We start from the raw sequence: 20,303 nt of genomic DNA, 5'->3' as shown, positions 1-20,303 counted from the left end.
CCGGTCTTCCATCGATTCTCGCGCAGTTCGATGCCCTGCGGTGGAATCACCCGGATACGGGAAACGGTTACCCCGGTGCGATCTGTTCGATCGTCCGCAGGAACGCAGGGGTCAGGCGCAGCGTTCCGAGCATGCCGTGCTGGGTGCCGCTCAACACGCGGAGCATGTGTCCACGACCGCCCGGTAGCTTGCCCAGCGGAAGGAAGGCGACATCCCGCGCCCATCCGACAGCGTCGTGGTCGGACTGGAAGATCGGCGTCAGCCACCGGCTCCAGAACTGGTAGATGCCCACGTGCGCCTGGCGCACGCGCTGGTAGGCCGCGAGTGCCGGCTCGACGGCGTCGTGCACGCGCAGTTGGTCGCGCAGCGCGATCGCATCCATCAGCGCCATGTTCACGCCCTGCCCCAGCTGCGGGCTCATGCCGTGCGCGGCGTCGCCAAGCACGACGAGACGATCGCGATGCCACTGACGCAGGGTCACGTCGCGATAACTCGCGCGCGCCAGCTGGTCGGGGTCCAGGGTGTCGGCCAGGCACGCGTCCGCTTCGGGCCACAGACGGGCGACCTCGTCCCGCCATGCCGGCAGGCCGCGCGCGCGCCAGGCGTCGAAGTCGGCGACGGGCAGGCTCCAGAAGAAACTCAGCCGCGGCACGGGATCGCCGGGCCGGGTGCCGACAGGCAGCAGGCCGATCATCTTGCGCGCGGCCACGTAGCGTTGGCGCAGTTCGTCGGGCCAGGCCCATGCCTGCTGCGGCACCAGCCGCCACAGCGCACCCCAGGGATACGGCGCCTCGCGCTTCACCGCGCCGGTCGCGGCGCGCAGTGCCGAGGCCGAACCGTCGGCCGCCACCACCAGATCGAACGGGCCATGCCAGCGGCCATGCTGGTCCCGGATGCGACGCGTGTCGTCGCTGACCGCGGCGATGGCATGACCACGATGCAAGATGCCCTGCCCCTGCCATGCCGCGTCCAGCAGCGAGAACAGGGCGCCCCGCTGCATGCCCAGGCCGAACAGGCGCGCATCCAGCCCCCGGTAGCGCATGTCCATCACGGCACGGCCGCACGGCGTCTCGCCGTACAGGCGGTTGACCCGACGTCCATGCGCCATCGCATCCGCGAACAGGCCCAGCTCCCACAGCACCTGCAGGCCGGTCGGTTGCAGCAGGAATCCCGCACCGACCGGTCCGGGTTCCGGCGCACGCTCGAACACCTCCACCCGGTGCCCATCGCGGGACAGCGACAGCGCGGCCGCCTGGCCCGCGGTGCCGTAGCCGATGATCGCGATGTGCAGGGGAGTCATGCGTGCAGATGCTCGCGCGAGGCGCACAAGGCCGCCGAAACGCGGCCATAAAAAACCCCGCCGGAGCGGGGTTCAAGAAAATCGTCTTGGATCAGGCTGCCGGCGTGATGTTTGACGCCTGTGCGCCCTTCGGGCCCTGGGTCAACTCGTAGCTGACGCGCTGGCCTTCCTGCAGGCTGCGGAAGCCCTTGGAGTTGATGGCGGTGTGGTGCGCAAAGACATCGGCGCTGCCATCTTCTGGCGCGATGAACCCGAAGCCCTTGGCATCGTTGAACCATTTCACGGTACCGTACGGCATAGCGCTTGCGTTTCCTTTTCTGGATGCGGGTGGTGTGTGTGACAAGGCGTCACACGCGCCGAGTATGCAAATCCCGGCGCGCGTTGACAATCACCCGCGTGCCAACGCCTCCACCAGGGCCGGGATACCCGCGGACGCCGCGGCGACATTCGCCAGCACTTCGTCCATCGTGATTTCCTCATCGGTACCGCACCCTGCGGCCCAATTGGCGACGATGGCCAGGCATGCGTACTCCAGGCCCATTTCACGCGCCAGGCCGGCTTCCGGCATGCCGGTCATGCCGACCAGATCGCAGCCATCGCGGCGCAGGCGGCGGATCTCGGCCCGGGTTTCCAGGCGTGGCCCCTGGGTGGCGCCGTAGCATCCGCCATCCACCAACGCCACGCCCGCCGTGCGCGCTGCGGCCAGGATCTGCTGGCGAAGTAAATGCGTGTATGGATCGCCGAAATCGACATGCAGCACCTCGGTGCCCGGTTCTTCACAGATCGTCGAGATGCGACCCCAGGTGTAGTCGATCAGCTGGTCGGGGCATGCCAGCACGCGCGGACCGCAGGCGTCGGTGATGCCACCCACCGTGTTCAGCGCCAGCACGCGCGTGGCGCCGATGTCCTTCAGCGCCTGCAGGTTGGCCCGGTAGTTGATCTTGTGCGGCGGCACCGAGTGGCCTTCGCCATGGCGCGCGAGGAAGGCCACCCGCTGGCCGCCGAGCAGGCCGACGCGGACCGGGCCGGACGGTGCACCGAAGCGGGTATCGAAGTCATGGGCCTGCACGTCCTGCAGGTCCGCCAGCGCGTAGACGCCGGTGCCGCCGATGACGGCGAGCGCGATATCGCCCATGGTTCAGTCCTTCAGCGCGTAGATGCCCGGCAGGTTGCGGCCCTGCTCGTGGTAGTCCATGCCGAAACCGAACACATAGCGGTCGGCCACTTCCAGCCCCACGTAGTCGGCGCAGATGCCCGCCACGCAGCGGTCGTGCTGCTTCGTCGTCAGCGCGGCGATGCGCACGTCCGTGGCGCCCTGCTCCAGGCACCACTGCTTCACGGCGAGCAGCGTGTGGCCTTCGTCGAGGATGTCGTCCACCAGCAGCACGCGGCGGCCGTAGAGGGCCGTCGCCGGGCGGTGCTTCCACACCAGTTCGCCACCGGTGGTCTCGCCGCGGTAGCGCGTCGCGTGCAGATAGTCGAACTCCAGGTCCAGACCCAGCGCGCCCAGCTCCAGCGACAACTGGCCGGCGAACGGCAGCGCGCCGTGCATGATGGTCAGGTAGACCGGCACTTCGCCGGCGTAGTCGCGCGCGATCGGCGCCGCCATCTGCGCAATGGCACGGTCGATCGTCGCGCGGTCGACCAGCAGGTCGGCGTTGGCCAGCGCGTCGGCCAGCTTCGGCCTCGGATTACCCAGCGATTCCATCAAGCCACTCCTTTAAGACTTTCGATCACACGCGACTGCGTATCGCCGTAGCGCGCATCCGCGATCAACCCATCCCATCCCAGCGCGCCGCGGCCCAGCACCCCGAGCACGGCGGCGGTGTTCAACGCGCGGCCTTCCACCGCTTTCAGCGACTCGTCGACCAGTTTCGGCGAGCAGACCAGCACCACGTCGCAACCCGCGTCGAGGTGGTCGTGGATGCGTTGCTTCACCCCGCCGGCCGAGAACGCCGCGGCCATGCCGATGTCGTCAGAGAACACCACGCCACGGAACCCCATCTCTTGGCGCAACACCTGCTGGATCCAGAACGGCGAATAGCCCGCCGGCTCCGGAGCGACGGCGGGATACTTCACGTGACCCATCATCACCGCGTCGGCCTTGGCCTCGATGCCGGCGACGAAGGGCACCAGGTCCTCGGCGCGCAGCACGTCCAGCGGACGCGGATCCACCGCGTCGTCGAAATGCGTGTCTTCCAGCACCGTGCCGTGGCCGGGGAAGTGCTTCAGCGTGGCGGCCATGCCGGCGCTGTGCATGCCGCGCACGTAGGCGCGGGTGAACTCGGCCACCACCTGCGGGTCGGCATCGAACGCGCGATTGCCGATGGCGCGGTTGCCGCGCGCCAGGTCCACCACCGGGGCGAAGCTCAGGTCCACGCCGCTGGCGATGATCTCGCTGGCCATCAGCCAGGCATGTTCCTCGGCGCGCTGCAGGGCCAGCGTCGGGTCCTGCGCATACAGCTTGCCGAAGCCTTCCAGCGCAGGCAGGTCGCTGTAGCCCTCGCGGAAGCGCTGCACGCGGCCACCTTCCTGGTCCACGCAGACCAACTGCGGACGCGGCGCGGCGGCGCGGATGGCCTGCGACAGTTCCGCCACCTGCGCGCGCGAAGCGAAGTTGCGGGTGAACAGGATGACGCCGGCCACGGCGTCGTGCTGCAGCCAGTCGCGCTCCTGCGCGGTGAGTTCGGTGCCGGCGATGCCGATGACGAGCATTTCGGGGGATCCTCAGGGAAGGTCGGTGGCGGTGCGTTCGTCGTCGGACCAGGCCGAGTACGGGCGCGATGCCAGGGCCAGATTGTAATAGCGGGCCGCGTCGGTGACCTGCTTGCCGATCCAGGCCGGTTTCACGAAAGCTTCATCGGCGTGGTCCAGCTCGATCTCCGCCACCACCAGCCCGGCGTTGTCGCCCAGGAACTCGTCGACCTCCCACAGGTGGCCCTCGTGTTCCACATAGTGGCGTCGCTTGTCGACCACGCCTCCCACGCACAGCGCCAGCAGCGCGCGCGCATCGGCGACAGGAATCGGATAGTCGAACTCCTGGCGCGTGTGGCCGAGCTCGCGCGACTTCAGGTTGAGGAAGGCGGCCTCGCCCTGGATGCGCACGCGCACCGAGGCCTTCTGTTCGCCACGGTCTATCGCGCCCATGTCGTTGATGTAGCCCTGCGCCATCGGCACGACCTCGCGCGCGGCCGCGCGCCAACCGTCGCCGGCGACCAGGAACTTGCGCTCGACCTCGATGCCCATCAGCGCTTCTCGAACAAGGCGATGGACTCGACGTGCGCGGTATGCGGGAACATGTCCATGGCCCCCGCCGATACCAGCGTATAGCCCTGCTCGTTCACCAGGTAACCGGCATCGCGCGCCAGCGAGCCCGGGTGGCAGCTGACGTAGACGATGCGGCCGAACTGCTTGAGCGGCAGTTGCTGCAGCACCTCGATCGCACCCGAGCGCGGCGGGTCCAGCAGCAGCTTGTCGAAGCCCTGCCGCATCCACGACGCGTTGCGCTGGTCCTGGGTCAGGTCGGCCGCGTGGAACTGCGCGTTGGCCAGCGCATTGCGTTCCGCGTTCTCGCGGGCGCGGGCCACCAGCCCGGCATCGCCTTCCACGCCGACCACCTCGCGCACCACGCGCGCCATCGGCAAGGTGAAATTGCCCAGGCCGCAGAACAGGTCGAGCACGCGGTCGTCCGGCTGCAGGTCCAGCAGGCCGAACGTGTGGGCGATCATCTTCTCGTTCAGCGCTGCGTTGACCTGGATGAAGTCCAGCGGACGGAACGCAAGCGAGACATCCCACGGCGCCAGACCGAACGCCAGTTGCGGCGCCTCCGGCCACAGCGGGTGCACGCTTTCCACGCCCCCGGGCTGCAGGAAGATCGCGAAGCGGTGCGCTTGGCCGAAGGCGACCAGGCGCTCACGGTCGGCATCGCCGAGCGGCTGCAGGTGGCGGAACACCAGTGCGACGCCGTCGAAGTCCGCCGCGGCATCGCCGGCGATGAACTCGATCTGCGGGATGTGCTCGCGCGCCTCCATCCCTTCCACCAACTGTGCGAAGGCCGCGACCTTGCCGCCGATCTCGGGGATGACGGTGTGGCATTCGGACAGGTCGGCGACGAAGCGCGGATCCTGTTCGCGGAAGCCCACCAGCGTCTTGTCCTTCTTGTTGACCCGCCGCACCGAGAAACGGCCCTTCCGCCGATAGCCCCAAGCAGCGCCGGTCAGCGACGGCAGCACCGTGCCGGGCGTGACATGGCCGATGCGCTCCAGGTTCTCCAGCAGCACGCGCTGCTTGGCTTCGATCTGGCGTTCCTCGTCCAGATGCTGCAGCACGCAGCCACCGCAGGTGCCGAAATGCGGGCAGCGCGGCGCCACCCGGTCCGGGGAGGCTTCCAGGACCACGAGCGTCTTCGCCTCGTCGAAATGGCGGTTCTTGGCGGTCTGTTCGGCCATCACCCGCTCGCCCGGCAGGGCGCCGGCGACGAAGACGGCCTTGCCGTCGCGACGGGCAACGCCGCGCCCGTCGTGGGTCAGGTCGGTGATCTGGGCTTCAAACGGGGTCTTGTCGATGCGGGGGGAGCGGGAACGTGCCACGTGGCGTCAGGCTGCGTGTGTCGGCGGGGCCGCATTGTCGCATGGCCGATGGCGCGGCCCGCCGGCGCTAAGATGGCCGCACCCCTGCAGGAAGCCCCCATGCCCGCTTCTTCCGGCACCCCGCCCCGCCTGCTACTGGTGGAGGACGACCCCATCAGCGCCCAGTTCATGCGCGTCGCGCTGGCCGCGCTGCCGGCCGAGGTCGCGCTGGCCGCCGACGGTGCGCAAGCCCTGGCCGCGGCGGGCCCGTTCGACCTGTGGCTGATCGACGCCAACCTGCCCGACGGCAGCGGCAGCGTCCTGCTGCAGCACCTGCGTGCGCGCCATGCGGCCACGCCAGCGCTCGCGCACACCGCGGACGCGACGCCCAGCCTGCGAAAGGCGCTGCTCCAGGCAGGCTTCGCCGACGTACTGCTCAAGCCGATGGGCGTGCAGGCGCTGCAGGACGCCATCCGCGCCGTGCTCGGCGAACGCGCCCATGGGGACGAGGATTGGGACGATGCAGCGGCGCTCGCCGCATTGGGCGGCCATCGCGATCACGCGAAGCTGCTGCGCCAGCTGTTCCTCTCCGAATTGCCCGCGACGCGCGCAGCCTGCCTGGCCAGCTTCGAACAGGGTGACGAAACCGCATTGCGCGCACATCTCCATCGCCTGCAGGCGAGTTGCGGCTTCGCTGGCGCGCGTGCGTTGGCCGGCATCGCCTCCCGCTGGCATGCCTCGCCAGGCGATGCGGCGGCGCGCGATGCGTTCGCGACGGCGGCGGACCGCCTGCTGGCGAACCGACAGGACTAGTCGATGTGCCGCTCCGGCGCGCGTCGGAGCCGTCCCAGGTCGCCGATCATTTCCCACGACTTCAGGCCGCGGGGCCCGAGGTGGTGCGCCAACACGGCGCGCAGCGGCAGACGCAGGCTGGCGAGATCGTCCGCCGAGGGCGGCGTATCGCCGGCGAGCGCCAGCAACGCGCGACCGGTCGCGGCGCGGCCGCGCTCCTCGTGGCCACGGTCGCTGAGCAGGCGGCGAGGTCCCTGCTCGGGGTCGAGCCGGTAGCGTGCGGCAGGATCGATGGCCTCGCCATCGGCATCCTCGTCCAGCGCGAAACCGACACCGAGCGCCTCCAGCAACTCGCGCTCGAAGCGACGCAGCGTCCACGCCAGACCTGCGCGCTGACGCAGGCCCTCGCGCGCGTCCGCATACGCTTCGAACAGGGCCGGCAACGGGTCGTGCCGCGGCGCCAGGCGCAGCACCAGTTCGTTGAGATAGAACGCGGCGAGCATCGCGTCGCCGGCCGGTTGCGGCGCGGCATCCAGCGCCTCGGCGGCCACCAGCCTGCCCAGCTCGCCACGCAGGTCGACATCCAGGCGGATGCATTGCAGCGGCTGCAAGGCCGCCCGCAACACGTGTTTCTTCGGGCCCTGGACGCCGCGCGCAACCAGGCCGATGCGGCCCTGTTCGCTGCCCAGCACCTCGACCAGCAGGCTGGTCTCGCGCCAGGGGCGCGCATGCAGGACGAACGCGGTCTCGCCGGTGATGCGCATCAGCGCGTCATTCGTACCCGAAGGCCTTGAGCGCGGTCTCGTCGTCGGACCAGCCTTCGCGCACGCGCACCCAGGTCTCGAGGAAGACCTTGCGGCCGAACAGGTGCTCCATCTGCTGGCGCGACTTGCTGCCGATCTCCTTCAGCCGGGCGCCGCCCTTGCCGATGACGATGGCCTTCTGGCTTTCGCGCTCCACCCAGATCACCGCGCCGATCCGCGCGAGTTCGCCCTTCGGCGAGTCTTCGGTCGTGAACCGTTCGATCTCCACCGTGGTGGCGTACGGCAGCTCGGCGCCCAGCTGGCGCATCAGCTGTTCGCGCACCAGCTCGGCCGCGAGGAAACGCTCGCTGCGGTCGGTGATTTCGTCCTCGCCGAACATCGGCGGCTGTTCCGGCAGCAAGGCCAGCACGTCCTTGACCAGCGCATCCAGGCCATTGCGCTTCAGCGCGGACACCGGATGCACCGCCGCAAACTCACGGTCCTGCCCCACCTCCGCGAGGAACGGCAGCATCGCCGCCTTCTCCTTGATGCGGTCCACCTTGTTGACCACCAGAACGACCGGGATACCGGCGTCGCGCAGGACGTTGTAGGCCAGCGTGTCCTCATCGTCCCAGCGGCCGGCCTCCACGACCATCAGGGCCGCATCGACTTCCTCGAGCGCACCGCGCGCGGCACGGTTCATCACCCGGCTCATGGCCGAGGCCGAGAACTTGCCCTGCTGCTTGTGCAGGCCGGGCGTGTCGACCAGCACGATCTGCCCGGCAGGACGCTCCTTGCCGGCCGCGAACGTCGCGATGCCCAGCAGGCGGTGACGTGTGGTCTGCGGCCGGTTGGACGTGATGCTGACCTTGGCGCCCACCAGGGCGTTGGTCAGGGTGGATTTGCCGACGTTGGGACGGCCGATGACCGCAACGCTGCCGCTGCGGTAGGAAGAGGAATCGCTCACCGGGGTGTACTCACTTCGAAATGTCGAGCTTGTCGAGCAGGGCGGCCGCGGCCACCTGCTCGGCGTTGCGGCGCGAGGTGCCCTCGCCTTCCGCCATCAACGGCGGATCCAGCGTGGTACAGCGCGCGAGAAAGACCTTGGCGTGGTCGTCGCCGCTTTCGGAAACCAGATCATAGACCGGCAGCGGACGCTGGCGGCCCTGCAGCCATTCCTGCAGGCGCGTCTTCGCGTCTTTCTCCGGCCGGCCGACCGGAAGCGCGGCCAGCGAAGCCTCGAACCACGGCAGCACCACGGCCCGGCAGCCTTCGAAACCGGCATCCAGGTAGATCGCGGCGACCACCGCTTCGAGCGCATCGGCGAGGATGGAATCGCGGCGATGGCCGCCGGATTTCATCTCACCCGGCCCCATCGTCAGCCGCTCGCCCAGCTGCAGCTCGCGGGCGATGACGGCCAGGGCCGCTTCGCGCACCAGTTCGGCGCGAGCCCGTGTAAGGGCACCCTCATCGGCCTTGGGCCAGCGCTGGAACAGCGCTTCGGCGACCAGCAGGTTGACGACGCTGTCGCCCAGGAACTCCAGCCGTTCGTTGTGCGGTGCCCCCGCACTGCGATGCGTCAGGGCCTGTGCGAGCAGGCCCTGGTCGGCGAAAGCATGGCCGATGCGGTCAACCGCCAAACCCTTATTCCGGCGCTCGACGCGTCAACGGCTCGGACGCGTTGAACTTGCCCACCACGTCGAGATTGCCGAGCAGTTCGCGGCGGACCTCATAGCTGACGGTCATCCGCCATCCGCCATCCATGCGCTCGATCTTGACGTTGGACGGCTTCACGCTCTGGGAATAGTTGATATAGAGCCGACGGAAGAACAGGTCCTGGATCTTGGCGGGATCCATGTCGGAGACGCCGGCCTCGCCTGCGACGCCCTTCAGCGAAGACTTGACCGCGTAGAACTCCTGGTACATCGGGAACAGCCGCATGGCGATGAAGGCCGCAAAGCCCACCACCACCAGTACCAGCAGGAACCCCAACAACGTCATGCCACCTTGGTTGCGCTTCATTGCCATTCCCCCATGCCCCGTTGGACGTTAGTTGCTACTCGATGCCGTTGCCGATGCGCGAGGCATCGAAACCATTCTTGCAGACCCAGCCCTCGCAGTTCAGCCAGATCAGGAACGCCTTGCCGCGGAGGTTCTCCTCCGGCAGGAAATGGTAGTCCCAGAACCGGCCGTCCAGGCTGTTGTCGCGGTTGTCGCCCATCACGAAATAGCGTCCCGGCGGCACGATCCAGTCGCCCTCGCCGCCGCCGGGGGGCGGTACGCCGACGCTTTCCAGGATCGTATGGGGACGGCCCGGCAGGTCTTCGCGGAGCAAGGTCGCGCCCGGCGCCTCGGTAGTGCCGCCGGTGCCCTCGTAGGGGCCCAGGGTCTGGTACTTCAACGGCTGGCCGTTCAGATACACGGTGTCGCCATGGAAACCGATCCTGTCGCCCGGAAGGCCGATCACCCGCTTGATCCAGTTGTTCTCCGGGTCGTGCGGCGGCTTGAACACCACCACGTCGCCGCGCGCCGGCTCACCGAGGGCCAGGAACTTCTGGTTGGTGATCGGCAGGCGCAGACCGTAGGAGAACTTGTTGACCAGGATGAAATCGCCGATCAGCAGGTTCGGCATCATCGAACTGGACGGGATCTTGTACGGCTCGGCGATGAAGCTGCGGAGCACCAGCACGACCGCCAGCACCGGGAAGAAGGCGCGCGAGTAGTCGACCAGCACCGGCTCCTCGTCCAGCAGCCCGCCCTTGGCGCGACGGCGCTTCGCCAGAAACAGCTTGTCCGCCAGCCAGACCACGCCGGTCAGCAGCGTCAGCACCACCAGGATCGTTTCAAACCAGACCATCTGTATTCCCTTGGAACGGAATTCGTCGGAAGACGGCAGGTCGACCGGGACCGTCCGGGCATGCCCGGCGTCCTCGTCCGCCGCTGTCGCCTGTTACTTGCTGTCCACCTGCAGCACCGCCAGGAAGGCCTCCTGCGGAATCTCCACGCGGCCCACCTGCTTCATCCGCTTCTTGCCCTCTTTCTGCTTCTCGAGGAGCTTCTTCTTGCGGGTGATGTCGCCACCATAGCACTTGGCCAGCACGTTCTTGCGCATCGCCTTGACCGTGCTGCGCGCGATGATCTGCGAGCCGACCGCGGCCTGGATCGCCACGTCGAACATCTGCCGCGGGATCAGCTCCTTCATCTTCTCGCACAGCTCGCGGCCGCGCCGGTCGGCGTGGCTGCGGTGCACGATCAGGCTGAGCGCGTCGACCTTGTCGCCGTTGATCAGCGTATCCAGGCGCACGAACGGGCCGGGCTGGAAGCGCAGGAACGAGTAGTCCAGCGACGCGTAGCCGCGGCTGACCGACTTCAGCTTGTCGAAGAAATCCAGCACCACTTCGGCCATCGGCAGCTCGTAGCTGATCTGCACCTGGCTGGCCAGGTACTGGATGCCGATCTGCACGCCGCGCTTTTCCTCGCACAGCTTGATGATGGCGCCGATGTACGCCTCGGGGGTGAGGATGTTGGCGCGGATGATGGGCTCGCGCACCTCTTCGATCAGGTTTGACTGCGGCAGTTTGGCCGGGTTGTCCAGGGTAAGTACCGTGCCATCGGTCTTGAGGACTTCATACACGACGGTCGGTGCCGTGGTGATCAGGTCCAGGTCGTACTCGCGCTCCAGGCGCTCCTGCACGATCTCCATGTGGAGCATGCCGAGGAAGCCGCAGCGGAAGCCGAAGCCCATGGCTTCCGAGCTTTCCGGCTCGAAACGCAGCGCAGCGTCGTTCAGGCGCAGCTTCTCCAGCGCCTCACGCAGCGCCGGGTAATCCTCGGCGTTCACGGGGAACAGGCCGGCGAACACGCGCGGCTGCATTTCCTGGAAGCCCGGCAGCGGGCCCGGCGCGGGGTCGCCCGCCAGCGTCAGGGTGTCGCCGACCGGCGCACCATGCACGTCCTTGATCGATGCGGTGATCCAGCCCACCTCGCCCGCACCGAGCTTCTTCAGCTCCTTGCGCTTGGGGGTGAACACGCCGACCTTGTCCACCTCGTGGGTGCGGCCGGTGGACATCACCAGGATCTTGCTCTTCGGGCCGATCTCGCCCTGCATCACGCGCACCAGCGAGACCACGCCCAGGTAGTTGTCGAACCACGAGTCGATGATCAGCGCTTGCAGCTTGTCGGTGTCGCGCGGCTGCGGCGGCGGGATGCGCTGGACGATGGCTTCCAGCACCAGGTCGACGTTGAGGCCGGTCTTGGCGCTGACGGGCACGGCATCGTCGGCATCGATGCCGATGACGGCTTCGATCTCGGCCTTGGCTTTCTCGATGTCGGCAGTCGGCAGGTCGATCTTGTTCAGCACCGGCACCACTTCCAGGCCCTGCTCCACCGCGGTGTAGCAGTTGGCGACCGACTGGGCTTCCACGCCCTGGGCGGCGTCCACCACCAGCAGCGCGCCCTCGCAGGCGGCCAGCGAGCGGCTGACTTCATAGGAGAAGTCGACGTGGCCGGGGGTATCGATGAAGTTGAGCTGGTAGACCTGCCCGTCCTTGGCCTTGTACGGCAGGGACACGGACTGGGCTTTGATGGTGATGCCGCGCTCGCGCTCGATGGGATTGGAGTCGAGCACCTGCGCTTCCATCTCGCGGGCCTCGAGGCCGCCGCAGAGCTGGATGATGCGGTCGGCCAGGGTGGATTTGCCGTGGTCGACGTGCGCGATGATCGAGAAGTTGCGGATATTCCGCATGGAATCAGAAGACATGAGGGGCGGCGGCCTGTGCCGTCGTCAGGAATAACGGGACATTATCGCACGGACGCCGGCCCAGGCCGCGCGGGGCCCCGGAATGCGAACGCCCCGCGGGCGCGAGGCGTTCCGGAGCCAGAGGATCCGGGGGGCCGACGCTCAGCCCTTTTCCACCGTGACAGCGAAGAAGCGGGTTACGCCGCGGACACGGACCAGCAGCATGACCGTATCGCCGGCCTTGGCGGAGGCGAGTTCGCGGTCCAGCGCGGCCGGGCTGTCCACCTTGGTACGCCCTACCTGCAGGACGACCATGCCCGGCGCCAGACCGGCTTCACGGGCGGCGGCACCCTCCACACGACTGATCAGCACCCCGCCCGACTCCACACCCAGCTGTTTGCGGCTGTTGGCATCCAGGCTCTGGGTCTGGATGCCGAGCGGGTTGCGCCCCGCAGGCGTCGCGTCGCGCTCCGGCGCCGTCGGCAGCGAATCCCGGGCCGCGGTACCCTCATCGAGCTCACTCAGGGTCACCGTGATGTCGCGCGCCTTGCCGTCGCGCAACAGGCCCAGCGTGACCTTCGAACCCGGCGCCATCGCGCCGATGAGCGGCGGCAGGTCGCTGGAATCGTTGACGGGACGACCATTCACCGAGCGGATCACGTCGCCGGGGCTCAGGCCTGCCTTCGCCGCAGGGCTGCTGGTCAGCACCTCGTTCACCAGCGCGCCGCGATTGTCCGGCAAGCCGAATCCCTTCACCGCGTCGGCCGTCACTGCGCCGACCTGGACGCCCAACTGCCCGCGACTGACCTTGCCGCTGCTCTTCAGCTGCTCCACCGCGCTCATCGCCAGGTCGATCGGGATCGCGAAGCTGATGCCCATGTAGCCGCCGGACACCGAGAAGATCTGCGAGTTGATGCCGACCACTTCGCCGCGGGTATTGAGCAGGGGACCGCCCGAATTGCCTTGGTTGATCGCCACGTCGGTCTGGATGAAGGGCACGTAACGCTGCTCCGGCGAGGCGCTACGGCCGACCGCGCTGACGATGCCGGCCGTGACCGAGTGATCCAGGCCCAGCGGCGACCCGATCGCCACGACCCACTGGCCGGGCTTCAGCGCAGCGGAATTGCCGATGCGCACGGTCGGCAGACCCTTGGCCTCCACCTTCAACAGGGCCACGTCGTACTGCTGGTCGCTGCCCACCACCTTGGCGGTCAGCTCGCGGCGGTCCGGCAGGGTGACCTTCACTTCATCGGCGCCGTCCACCACGTGATGGTTGGTCAGCACGTAGCCGTCGGCCGAAATGATGAAGCCCGAGCCGATCGAGGTACCGCCGCGGCGTTGCGGCCCCTGGCCCGGACCGGGCATCTGGAATTCCGGCGGCAGCATGCGACGGAAGATCTCCGGGATGTCGCCTTCCTCGCCCTGCGCGCTGGCACGCGAGCCGATCTTGGCCTCCACGTTCACCACGCCCGGGCCCACCTGCTCGACGAGCTGGGTGAAGTCCGGCAGGCCGGTCACCAGTTGCGGTGCGGCGGACTGGGCGACGGCCGGCGCAGCGGCCGCGACCGGCGCGGGCGCCTCGGCCTGCTGCGCGCAGGCGGCCAGCGGCGTGGTCAGCATCAGCAGGGTCAACAGACCATGACGGGCGTGGGGAGTCATCGAACGCAAGCCTCGATAGGGAGAAGGAACATGGGGAGAGGCGCCGGCGACGGCCGGCGCCTGGGGGACTTACTCGCGCGGCGCGTCCGTGGGCAACTCGACCGGCGGGGTCTGCTGCGGGCGCGGCTCGAACGGATAGAAGGTGCGGCCCGCGGATTCGCTGCTGTAACCGGTCGTCAGCGCGCCGGTGGCCGACGGATAGGCCGACAGCGCGGAGCGTGGCCAGGGCCGTGCCGGCACGGCGGAGGCGTCCTGCGACGGATGGGAGAACGGATTGGTCGACGCATGCAGCGGCGCGGTGGCCAGCGCGTTCGTGGCGCCGCCCGTGACGGGCAGCGTGCCGGTGGCGCGGACAGGCGCTTCGGCACGCGCTACGCGCTGGGCGGACCGGGCGGCCTGCTGGTTGCGGGTGGCGCTGCGACGGGTCGCGTTGTCCTGGCGCCGCGGCAGGCTGGCGGCCGCCACGACGGCGGCCGCGGCATAGGCCTCGGCGTCCGGCGCCGGTGCCGCGGGGTTCTGGGCGGGGGCGACGGTCGGTGCGGCCTGGGCCGACGCGACCTGGGTGTCTTCACCTGCCGGGGCCGGCTGCGGCCCCTGCTGGCGGGCCATGAACAGCGCGACCAACGCGACGGACGCCGCCAATGCACCTCCGCCCCAGCGGGCCAGCAGGTTGCGTGGCCGGCCGGTAGCCGCGTGCGCGGCGGCCGGGGCCGCCACGGATTCGGCGGCGACCGCCTTCGCGACGCGCTCGGCGAACCCGGTCGGGGCCGGCGCACGGCCCTGGCCGCGCAGGACGTCGCCGCAGAGCTGCCAGCGCTCCCAGCAGCCGGCCAGGTCCTGGTCGTGCTGCAGGCGACGCAGCAGGAAGCGCGCCTCGTCGGCCACCAGTTCGCCGTCCATCAGGGCGGAGAGCTGCTGGCGATGATGGATGTCGAGCTTGTCGATGGTCGGAATCTCGTTGCGGGCAGTCATGGGCGGGCACGCTCCCGGGTTGCACTGTCGGTGTCCAGCAGGGGACGCATTTGTTCGTCGATGGCTTCGCGCGCCCGGAAGATGCGCGAGCGCACCGTCCCGATCGGGCAATCCATCTTCTGCGCGATCTCCTCGTAACTCAGCCCTTCCACCTCGCGCAGGGTGATGGCGGTGCGCAGTTCTTCCGGCAGCGCGTCGACCGCCTTCATCACCGTCGCCTCCAGTTCCTGGCGCATGAGTTCGCGCTCGGGCGTGTCGGTGTCGCGCAGCCGGGCGCCGATGTCGTACTGCTCGGCGTCGGCGGCATCCACGTCGTCCGTGGGGGGACGGCGGTTGTGCGCGACCAGGTGGTTCTTGGCGGTATTCACGGCGATGCGGTGCAGCCACGTATAGAACTGGGAATCGCCCCGGAAATTGCCCAGCGCGCGGTAAGCGCGCAGGAACGTCTCCTGGGCCACGTCCTGGCACTCGCTCCAGTCATGGACGTACCGCCCGATCAGCGCCACCACGCGATGCTGGTACTTGCGCACCAGCAGGTCGAAGGCCGCGCTGTCGCCGCGTTGCACGCGTCTGACCAGCTCGAGGTCCAGCTCCTGGGTTGGATCTGTTTCGGCCATGCCGGGCCGCACTCCTGTCGGCTCGGCGGTGGCCGTGCCCTGTGACCGCGCTAGCGGGGGAAAGTTCAACGCCTTGTCCAAACCGTTGCCCTATCAAGAATTTAACCAAGGCGGCAGGAACATCCCCCTGCCGCCGGTCACGCCCGTGACGACGTTCCAACGGATATGTGGATTTGACGCGGGTGAAACAACCTCGGGATGATAGCGGCCTTATCCATACGTCAACGGATGGTCCCAGCATGGCCGCGAACTTCGATGGGCTGCGATTCAGTCACTGGCAGACCGAGCTGCGCGAGGACGGCATCGTGGTGCTGGGCTTCGACCGTCAGGGCGCCAGCGTCAATGCGTTCTCGCAGGACGTGCTGATCGAACTGGCCGACATCATCGAACGCCTGGCCATCGATCCGCCCAAGGGCGTGGTGTTGCGCTCGGCGAAGGCGTCGGGCTTCATCGCCGGCGCGGACCTGAAGGAATTCCAGGAGTTCGACCGCAAGGGCACCGTCAACGACGCGATCCGCCGCGGCCAGGCCGTGTTCCAGAAACTGGCCGAACTGCCCTGCCCCACGGTCTCGGCGATCCACGGCTTCTGCATGGGCGGCGGCACCGAGATCTCGCTGGCCTGCGACTACCGCGTGGCCAGCAGCGATCCGTCCACCCGTATCGGCCTGCCCGAAGTGAAGCTCGGCATCTTCCCCGGCTGGGGCGGCAGCGCGCGCCTGCCGCGCCTGGTGGGCGCGCCGAAGGCAATGGACATGATGCTCACCGGCCGCACGCTGTCGGCGAGTTCGGCCAAGGCGATGGGCCTGGTCGACAAGATCGCCGAACCGGCCGTGCTGATCGACGCCGCCGTCGCGCTGATCGCCTCGCGCCCGCAACGCGCGTTCAAGCAGCGCTTCACCGGCTGGATCAGCAACAGCTGGCTGGCCCGCCAGTTGCTGGCGCCGCAGATGCTCAAGCAGGTCGCTCGCAAGGCGCCCAAGGCGCACTACCCCGCGCCGTACGCGCTGATCAACGTGTGGAAGACCGCCGGCGGCAAGGGCATCCAGGCGCGCCTGGATGCCGAGCGCAAGGCGGTGGTGAAGCTGGCAGGCACGCCGACGGCGCGCAACCTGATCCGCATCTTCTTCCTCACCGAACGCCTGAAAGGCCTCGGCGGAAAGGACCATGGCATCGCGAACGTGCATGTCGTCGGTGCCGGCGTGATGGGCGGCGACATCGCCGCGTGGTCCGCCTACAAGGGCTTCAACGTCACCCTGCAGGACCGTGAGCAGCGCTTCATCGACGGCGCCCTCGCGCGTGCGCAGGAGCTGTTCGCGAAGAAGGTGAAGGACGAGAGCAAGCGCCCCGCCGTGGCCGCGCGCCTGAAGGGCGACCTGGCCGGCGACGGCGTGCCGCAGGCCGACCTGGTGATCGAAGCCATCATCGAAAATCCCGAGGCCAAGCGCGATCTTTACCAGACCGTCGAGCCGCGCCTGAAGGCCGACGCGCTGCTGACCACCAACACCTCGTCCATTCCGCTGACCGAACTGCGCGAGCACATCCAGCGCCCGGCGCAGTTCGCCGGTCTGCACTACTTCAACCCGGTGGCACTGATGCCGCTGGTGGAGATCGTGCAGCACGACGCACTCGACGAGGCCAACGTCCGCCGCCTGGCCGCGTTCTGCAAGGCGCTGGACAAGTTCCCGGTGCCGGTCGCCGGCACGCCGGGCTTCCTGGTCAACCGCGTGCTGTTCCCGTACATGCTGGAAGCCGCCACCGCTTACGCCGAAGGCATCCCCGGCCCGGTCATCGACAAGGCCGCTGTGAAGTTCGGCATGCCGATGGGCCCGATCGAACTGATCGACACCGTCGGCCTGGACGTGGCCCAGGGCGTCGGCGCGGAGCTCTCGCCGTTCCTCGGCCTGCAGTTGCCCGCGGCACTGGCGACGGTGGAACCGGGCAAGCGCGGCAAGAAGGATGGCCAGGGCCTGTACAAGTGGGAGAACGGCAAGCCGGTGAAGCCGCAGGTGCCGTCCGACTACAAGGCGCCGGACGATCTGGAAGACCGCCTGATCCTGCCGCTGCTCAACGAAGCGGTCGCCTGCCTGCACGATGGCGTGGTCGCCGATGCAGACCTGCTCGACGCCGGCGTAATCTTCGGCACCGGCTTTGCCCCGTTCCGCGGCGGCCCGATCGAACACGTCAAGGCCGTCGGTCCCGACGCACTGCTGGAGACGCTCAAGGCGCTGCAGGCGCGCCACGGCGATCGCTTCGCACCGCGCCCGGGCTGGGACAACCCGACACTGCGTACGCCCACGGTCTGATCACCGGACACGCGCCATGCCGATCGCTTCCCTGATGCTCGCATTGCTGCTGGGCGCATCGCCCGCAGCCGCCACGCCGGACACCGCTACGCTGTCCGGCCTGCTCGAAGTGCACGAGCGCGACGGCGGCTGCAGCGGCGATGCGAACACCGACCTGCGCGTGCAGGTCGACGGCACGCGCACCACCTTCGAACAGGACGTCTGGCTGTCCGTGCGCGAATCGCTGGACCCGATGGACATCCTCGAGATCACCCGCGAGGGCACTGCGCTCACCGCCACGGTGAACGTCCACGTCGCCCCCATCGAACCCGGCCGCCCGGTGCCGGCCTGCATCCGGCCGGTCAACGTGCGCCTGCACATCGACGGCCTGCCGCCGGGCGACTACACGCTGCAGCTCAAGCGCGCGGAATCCTGATCCGCGCGGCTCAACCCGCCGGCAGCGTCTGGGTCATCACCCAGTCTTCCTTGGGGTCGTCGCCCACGTAGAAGATCGAACGGCCCACGATCTGGAAGCCATGCTTGCGGTAGAAGCGGATCGCCTGCGCCGATTCCTGCCAGACGTTGAGCCACACCGAGCGCGACTTGCGCAGCTGCGCGGCCGCCAGCAGGTGCGACACCAGCACGGCGGCGATGCCTTGGCCGTGGAAGGCCTCGTCCAGGTAGATCCGGCCCAGCTCCACGGTGGGCCGGACCAGCACTTCGGCCGGCGGCACCGTGCCCCAGCGCAGCTGCGCGAAGCCGGCCCACACGCCGTCGTGCTCGACGATCAGGGTGAGCGTGTCGGGGTCGCGGATTTCCTGCGCCTGCCGCTCCGGCGTGTACACGGCCTCGAGAAAGGCGGCCACGTTTTCGGGCGTGCTGCAGTGTCCGTTCGCGGCCACGAAGGTGCGCCGCATCATCGCCGAGAGCTCGGCAGCCTCATTCACCCGCGCGGGGCGCACCACGGTACCGGCCTTCATGCCGCGGGAATGTTCCTTGTTGCCATCCATGCCGATGACAACGCACGCCGCACGCGGGAAAGGCCACGCACCGGCGCGGCACGTTCAGCGTCGCGCATGGACCTCGGGCGGTGCCCGCAGCGGGCGGCGGGCAGGCTCCGGATCGCCCTGGGTGCCCAGTTGCGCGGCGAAGTCGGCCAGTCGCGACCAGACGTAGGGCTGCAGGTCGTCGGGTGCGGCGTCGTAGACCTGGCGCCACAGCTGGTCCATGAACACGCGCGGGTCCTCCCGCAACGCGCCGCGTTCGATGCGCTCGTGCGCCAGGGCCAGTACGGCCCGGATGTCGGCCAACGTGTCCATGGCCGCAGATTAGGGGCGATGCGTGCCGGTTGTGTTACATGAAGTCCGTTCATCCGACGATCGGCGTCGTTCTGTGAACGCCGTTACCGTTCAGCCATGTCGACGCGGCGGGGCCTTCGTTTTCAGCGAGCGGCGTTACGGCACAATGCGCGGCGCAGCCCTCGCCCTCACCGACACTCAGGAGCGTTCCGCCGGTGAACCAGAGCCCCGAACTGCTGCGCCGGCTCCTGCGGGCGAAGGACCGCATGGACGCCCATCCCGACCGGGACTGGCCGGTCGAACGGCTGGCCGGAATCAGCGCGGTGTCGCCGGCGCACTTCGCGCGCGCGTTCAAGCTGGCCTTCGGTCTGCCGCCGCACCGCTACCTGCTGACCCGGCGGATCGAGCGCGCCGCGGCGCTGCTGCGCGATACCGACGCGGCCATCATCGACATCGCGCTGCAGACCGGCTGGACCAGCATCGGCACCTTCGGCCGGATCTTCCGCGACATCACCGGCGAGAGCCCGGGCGAATGCCGACGGCGCGCGCGCGAAGCGCCCGCCCCGCGCAGCCTGATCCCGGAGTGCGTGCTCCGCGCAGTGGAGCGTCCGGACCTGAAGACCGCAGTTTTGGAGAAGCGCCGACAGGCCGTCGAGGCTACGTTGGCGGCCCCAGCGAAGGAGGTTCCATGAATCAGGGTATCGAGGTGATCGGCGTCTACGTACGCGACCAGGACGAGGCCGTCGATTTCTACGTCGGCAAGCTGGGCTTCCGCGTGCAGGCGGATGTGCGCAACGGCGACTACCGCTGGTTGACGGTGCAGCATCCGGATCAACCCTCCGTGCAGCTCGGCCTGTTCCGGCCCGGTCCGCCGGTGCACGACGCGGCCACCGCCGATGCGCTCGACCGCCTGGTCGCCAAGGGTGCGATGCCACCGCTGGTGATGAAGGTCGGCGATTGCCGGGCCACCTACGAAGCGCTCAGCGCCCAGGGCGTGGAGTTCGTCCAGGAACCCATCAGCCGCTACGGGCAGGTCGACGCAGGCTTCCGCGATCCGTCCGGCAACGGCTGGAAGATGATCGAACGCCCCCACAAGGAAACGCCATGAGCCTCGCGCGCTTCTCCCGGCAGAGCCACCGCTGGCTCTCCATCGTGTTCACCCTGACAGTCGTCCTCAACTTCGCCTGGCGCGCCGCCGCGGGGGGCGAACCCCCGGCCTGGGTGACCTACTCGCCACTGCCGCCGCTGTTCCTGCAGCTGTTCACCGGCCTGTACCTGTTCGCCCTGCCCTACTTCGGGCGCGGGCGTGCGGGTGGCGCGACGTCGTAGCACCG

The 20,303-nt window shown here is 68.7% G+C and carries 24 protein-coding genes; 6 read left to right on the top strand and 18 right to left on the bottom strand.

Annotation, left to right across the window (positions count from 1 at the left end; genetic code table 11):
• Window positions 1-67: 67 nt before the first annotated feature.
• From BLT45_RS08045 to rlmD, 7 genes are all read right to left on the bottom strand, one after another.
• Entirely contained in the window at window positions 68-1,300 is a 1,233-nt protein-coding gene (locus BLT45_RS08045) for an FAD-dependent oxidoreductase (protein WP_093297230.1), read from the bottom strand.
• A 91-nt stretch (window positions 1,301-1,391) separates the two neighbouring features.
• Window positions 1,392-1,598 carry a cold-shock protein gene (locus BLT45_RS08040; protein WP_055942196.1) on the bottom strand — a complete coding sequence of 69 codons (207 nt, stop codon included), beginning with the start codon at window positions 1,596-1,598 and terminating at the stop codon, window positions 1,392-1,394.
• Between the two features lie 90 nt (window positions 1,599-1,688).
• A complete protein-coding gene (locus tag BLT45_RS08035; RefSeq protein WP_093297227.1) occupies window positions 1,689-2,435 on the bottom strand; it encodes an S-methyl-5'-thioinosine phosphorylase in 747 nt (248 codons plus the stop codon).
• Between the two features lie 3 nt (window positions 2,436-2,438).
• Window positions 2,439-3,008 (bottom strand): hypoxanthine-guanine phosphoribosyltransferase, encoded by a 570-nt coding sequence (locus BLT45_RS08030; protein WP_093297225.1) that lies wholly within the window; start codon window positions 3,006-3,008, stop codon window positions 2,439-2,441.
• On the bottom strand, window positions 3,008-4,015 hold the full coding sequence (gene nagZ / locus BLT45_RS08025) for a beta-N-acetylhexosaminidase (RefSeq protein ID WP_093297223.1): 1,008 nt from the start codon (window positions 4,013-4,015) through the stop codon (window positions 3,008-3,010). The genes BLT45_RS08030 and nagZ overlap by 1 nt, the downstream gene beginning before the upstream one ends.
• A gap of 12 nt (window positions 4,016-4,027) precedes the next feature.
• A complete protein-coding gene (locus BLT45_RS08020; RefSeq protein WP_093297220.1) occupies window positions 4,028-4,546 on the bottom strand; it encodes a CYTH domain-containing protein in 519 nt (172 codons plus the stop codon).
• The gene (gene rlmD / locus BLT45_RS08015; RefSeq protein ID WP_093297217.1) at window positions 4,546-5,889 is read right to left on the bottom strand and encodes a 23S rRNA (uracil(1939)-C(5))-methyltransferase RlmD; all 1,344 of its coding nucleotides are present in this window, start codon (window positions 5,887-5,889) and stop codon (window positions 4,546-4,548) included. Before rlmD ends, BLT45_RS08020 begins: the two co-directional genes overlap by 1 nt.
• Window positions 5,890-5,988: 99 nt before the next feature.
• Between rlmD and BLT45_RS08010 the strand changes: the two genes are divergently transcribed.
• A complete protein-coding gene (locus BLT45_RS08010) occupies window positions 5,989-6,681 on the top strand; it encodes a response regulator transcription factor (protein ID WP_175455761.1) in 693 nt (230 codons plus the stop codon).
• Here the strand turns inward: BLT45_RS08010 and recO are convergent.
• From recO to rpoE, 9 genes are all read right to left on the bottom strand, one after another.
• Window positions 6,678-7,424 carry a DNA repair protein RecO gene (gene recO / locus BLT45_RS08005; RefSeq protein WP_093297212.1) on the bottom strand — a complete coding sequence of 249 codons (747 nt, stop codon included), beginning with the start codon at window positions 7,422-7,424 and terminating at the stop codon, window positions 6,678-6,680. The two genes, BLT45_RS08010 and recO, sit on opposite strands and share 4 nt — an antisense overlap.
• 7 nt (window positions 7,425-7,431) lie before the next feature.
• On the bottom strand, window positions 7,432-8,370 hold the full coding sequence (gene era / locus BLT45_RS08000) for a GTPase Era (protein WP_093297209.1): 939 nt from the start codon (window positions 8,368-8,370) through the stop codon (window positions 7,432-7,434).
• 10 nt (window positions 8,371-8,380) lie between these two features.
• The gene (gene rnc, locus BLT45_RS07995; protein WP_093297206.1) at window positions 8,381-9,043 is read right to left on the bottom strand and encodes a ribonuclease III; all 663 of its coding nucleotides are present in this window, start codon (window positions 9,041-9,043) and stop codon (window positions 8,381-8,383) included.
• A 4-nt stretch (window positions 9,044-9,047) separates the two neighbouring features.
• The gene (locus BLT45_RS07990) at window positions 9,048-9,425 is read right to left on the bottom strand and encodes a DUF4845 domain-containing protein (protein WP_093297203.1); all 378 of its coding nucleotides are present in this window, start codon (window positions 9,423-9,425) and stop codon (window positions 9,048-9,050) included.
• Window positions 9,426-9,459: 34 nt separating this feature from the next.
• A complete protein-coding gene (lepB, locus tag BLT45_RS07985) occupies window positions 9,460-10,260 on the bottom strand; it encodes a signal peptidase I (RefSeq protein ID WP_093297200.1) in 801 nt (266 codons plus the stop codon).
• A gap of 93 nt (window positions 10,261-10,353) precedes the next feature.
• Complete coding sequence (gene lepA, locus BLT45_RS07980) at window positions 10,354-12,147, bottom strand: translation elongation factor 4 (RefSeq protein WP_175455760.1); 1,794 nt, start codon at window positions 12,145-12,147, stop codon at window positions 10,354-10,356.
• A gap of 156 nt (window positions 12,148-12,303) precedes the next feature.
• On the bottom strand, window positions 12,304-13,800 hold the full coding sequence (locus BLT45_RS07975; protein ID WP_093297194.1) for a DegQ family serine endoprotease: 1,497 nt from the start codon (window positions 13,798-13,800) through the stop codon (window positions 12,304-12,306).
• A gap of 69 nt (window positions 13,801-13,869) precedes the next feature.
• Window positions 13,870-14,772 (bottom strand): sigma-E factor negative regulatory protein, encoded by a 903-nt coding sequence (locus BLT45_RS07970; protein ID WP_093297192.1) that lies wholly within the window; start codon window positions 14,770-14,772, stop codon window positions 13,870-13,872.
• Complete coding sequence (rpoE, locus tag BLT45_RS07965) at window positions 14,769-15,389, bottom strand: RNA polymerase sigma factor RpoE (protein ID WP_093297189.1); 621 nt, start codon at window positions 15,387-15,389, stop codon at window positions 14,769-14,771. The genes BLT45_RS07970 and rpoE overlap by 4 nt, the downstream gene beginning before the upstream one ends.
• Before the next feature lie 239 nt (window positions 15,390-15,628).
• On the opposite strand from rpoE, the gene BLT45_RS07960 reads away from it, so the two are divergent.
• Together BLT45_RS07960 and BLT45_RS07955 are read left to right on the top strand one after the other, a co-directional pair.
• Window positions 15,629-17,692 carry a 3-hydroxyacyl-CoA dehydrogenase NAD-binding domain-containing protein gene (locus BLT45_RS07960; RefSeq protein WP_093297187.1) on the top strand — a complete coding sequence of 688 codons (2,064 nt, stop codon included), beginning with the start codon at window positions 15,629-15,631 and terminating at the stop codon, window positions 17,690-17,692.
• A gap of 16 nt (window positions 17,693-17,708) precedes the next feature.
• Entirely contained in the window at window positions 17,709-18,107 is a 399-nt protein-coding gene (locus BLT45_RS07955; protein WP_093297185.1) for a hypothetical protein, read from the top strand.
• A 10-nt stretch (window positions 18,108-18,117) separates the two neighbouring features.
• Here the strand turns inward: BLT45_RS07955 and BLT45_RS07950 are convergent, their stop codons facing one another.
• A complete protein-coding gene (locus tag BLT45_RS07950; RefSeq protein ID WP_175455759.1) occupies window positions 18,118-18,651 on the bottom strand; it encodes a GNAT family N-acetyltransferase in 534 nt (177 codons plus the stop codon).
• Window positions 18,652-18,735: 84 nt separating this feature from the next.
• Window positions 18,736-18,990 (bottom strand): hypothetical protein, encoded by a 255-nt coding sequence (locus tag BLT45_RS07945; protein WP_093297181.1) that lies wholly within the window; start codon window positions 18,988-18,990, stop codon window positions 18,736-18,738.
• 194 nt (window positions 18,991-19,184) lie between these two features.
• Here BLT45_RS07945 and BLT45_RS07940 point away from each other — a divergent pair, with 194 nt between their 5' ends.
• The 3 genes from BLT45_RS07940 to BLT45_RS07930 are packed head-to-tail and all read left to right on the top strand — an operon-like array spanning window position 19,185 to window position 20,298.
• The gene (locus BLT45_RS07940) at window positions 19,185-19,661 is read left to right on the top strand and encodes a helix-turn-helix domain-containing protein (protein WP_093297178.1); all 477 of its coding nucleotides are present in this window, start codon (window positions 19,185-19,187) and stop codon (window positions 19,659-19,661) included.
• A complete protein-coding gene (locus BLT45_RS07935; RefSeq protein ID WP_093297176.1) occupies window positions 19,658-20,077 on the top strand; it encodes a VOC family protein in 420 nt (139 codons plus the stop codon). The genes BLT45_RS07940 and BLT45_RS07935 overlap by 4 nt, the downstream gene beginning before the upstream one ends.
• Entirely contained in the window at window positions 20,074-20,298 is a 225-nt protein-coding gene (locus BLT45_RS07930) for a hypothetical protein (RefSeq protein WP_093297174.1), read from the top strand. The genes BLT45_RS07935 and BLT45_RS07930 overlap by 4 nt, the downstream gene beginning before the upstream one ends.
• The last annotated feature ends 5 nt before the right edge of the window (window positions 20,299-20,303 follow it).

This window comes from Pseudoxanthomonas sp. CF385 (assembly GCF_900104255.1).
Classification (GTDB): domain Bacteria; phylum Pseudomonadota; class Gammaproteobacteria; order Xanthomonadales; family Xanthomonadaceae; genus Pseudoxanthomonas_A.
This window is presented reverse-complemented; position numbering and strand designations above follow the sequence as displayed.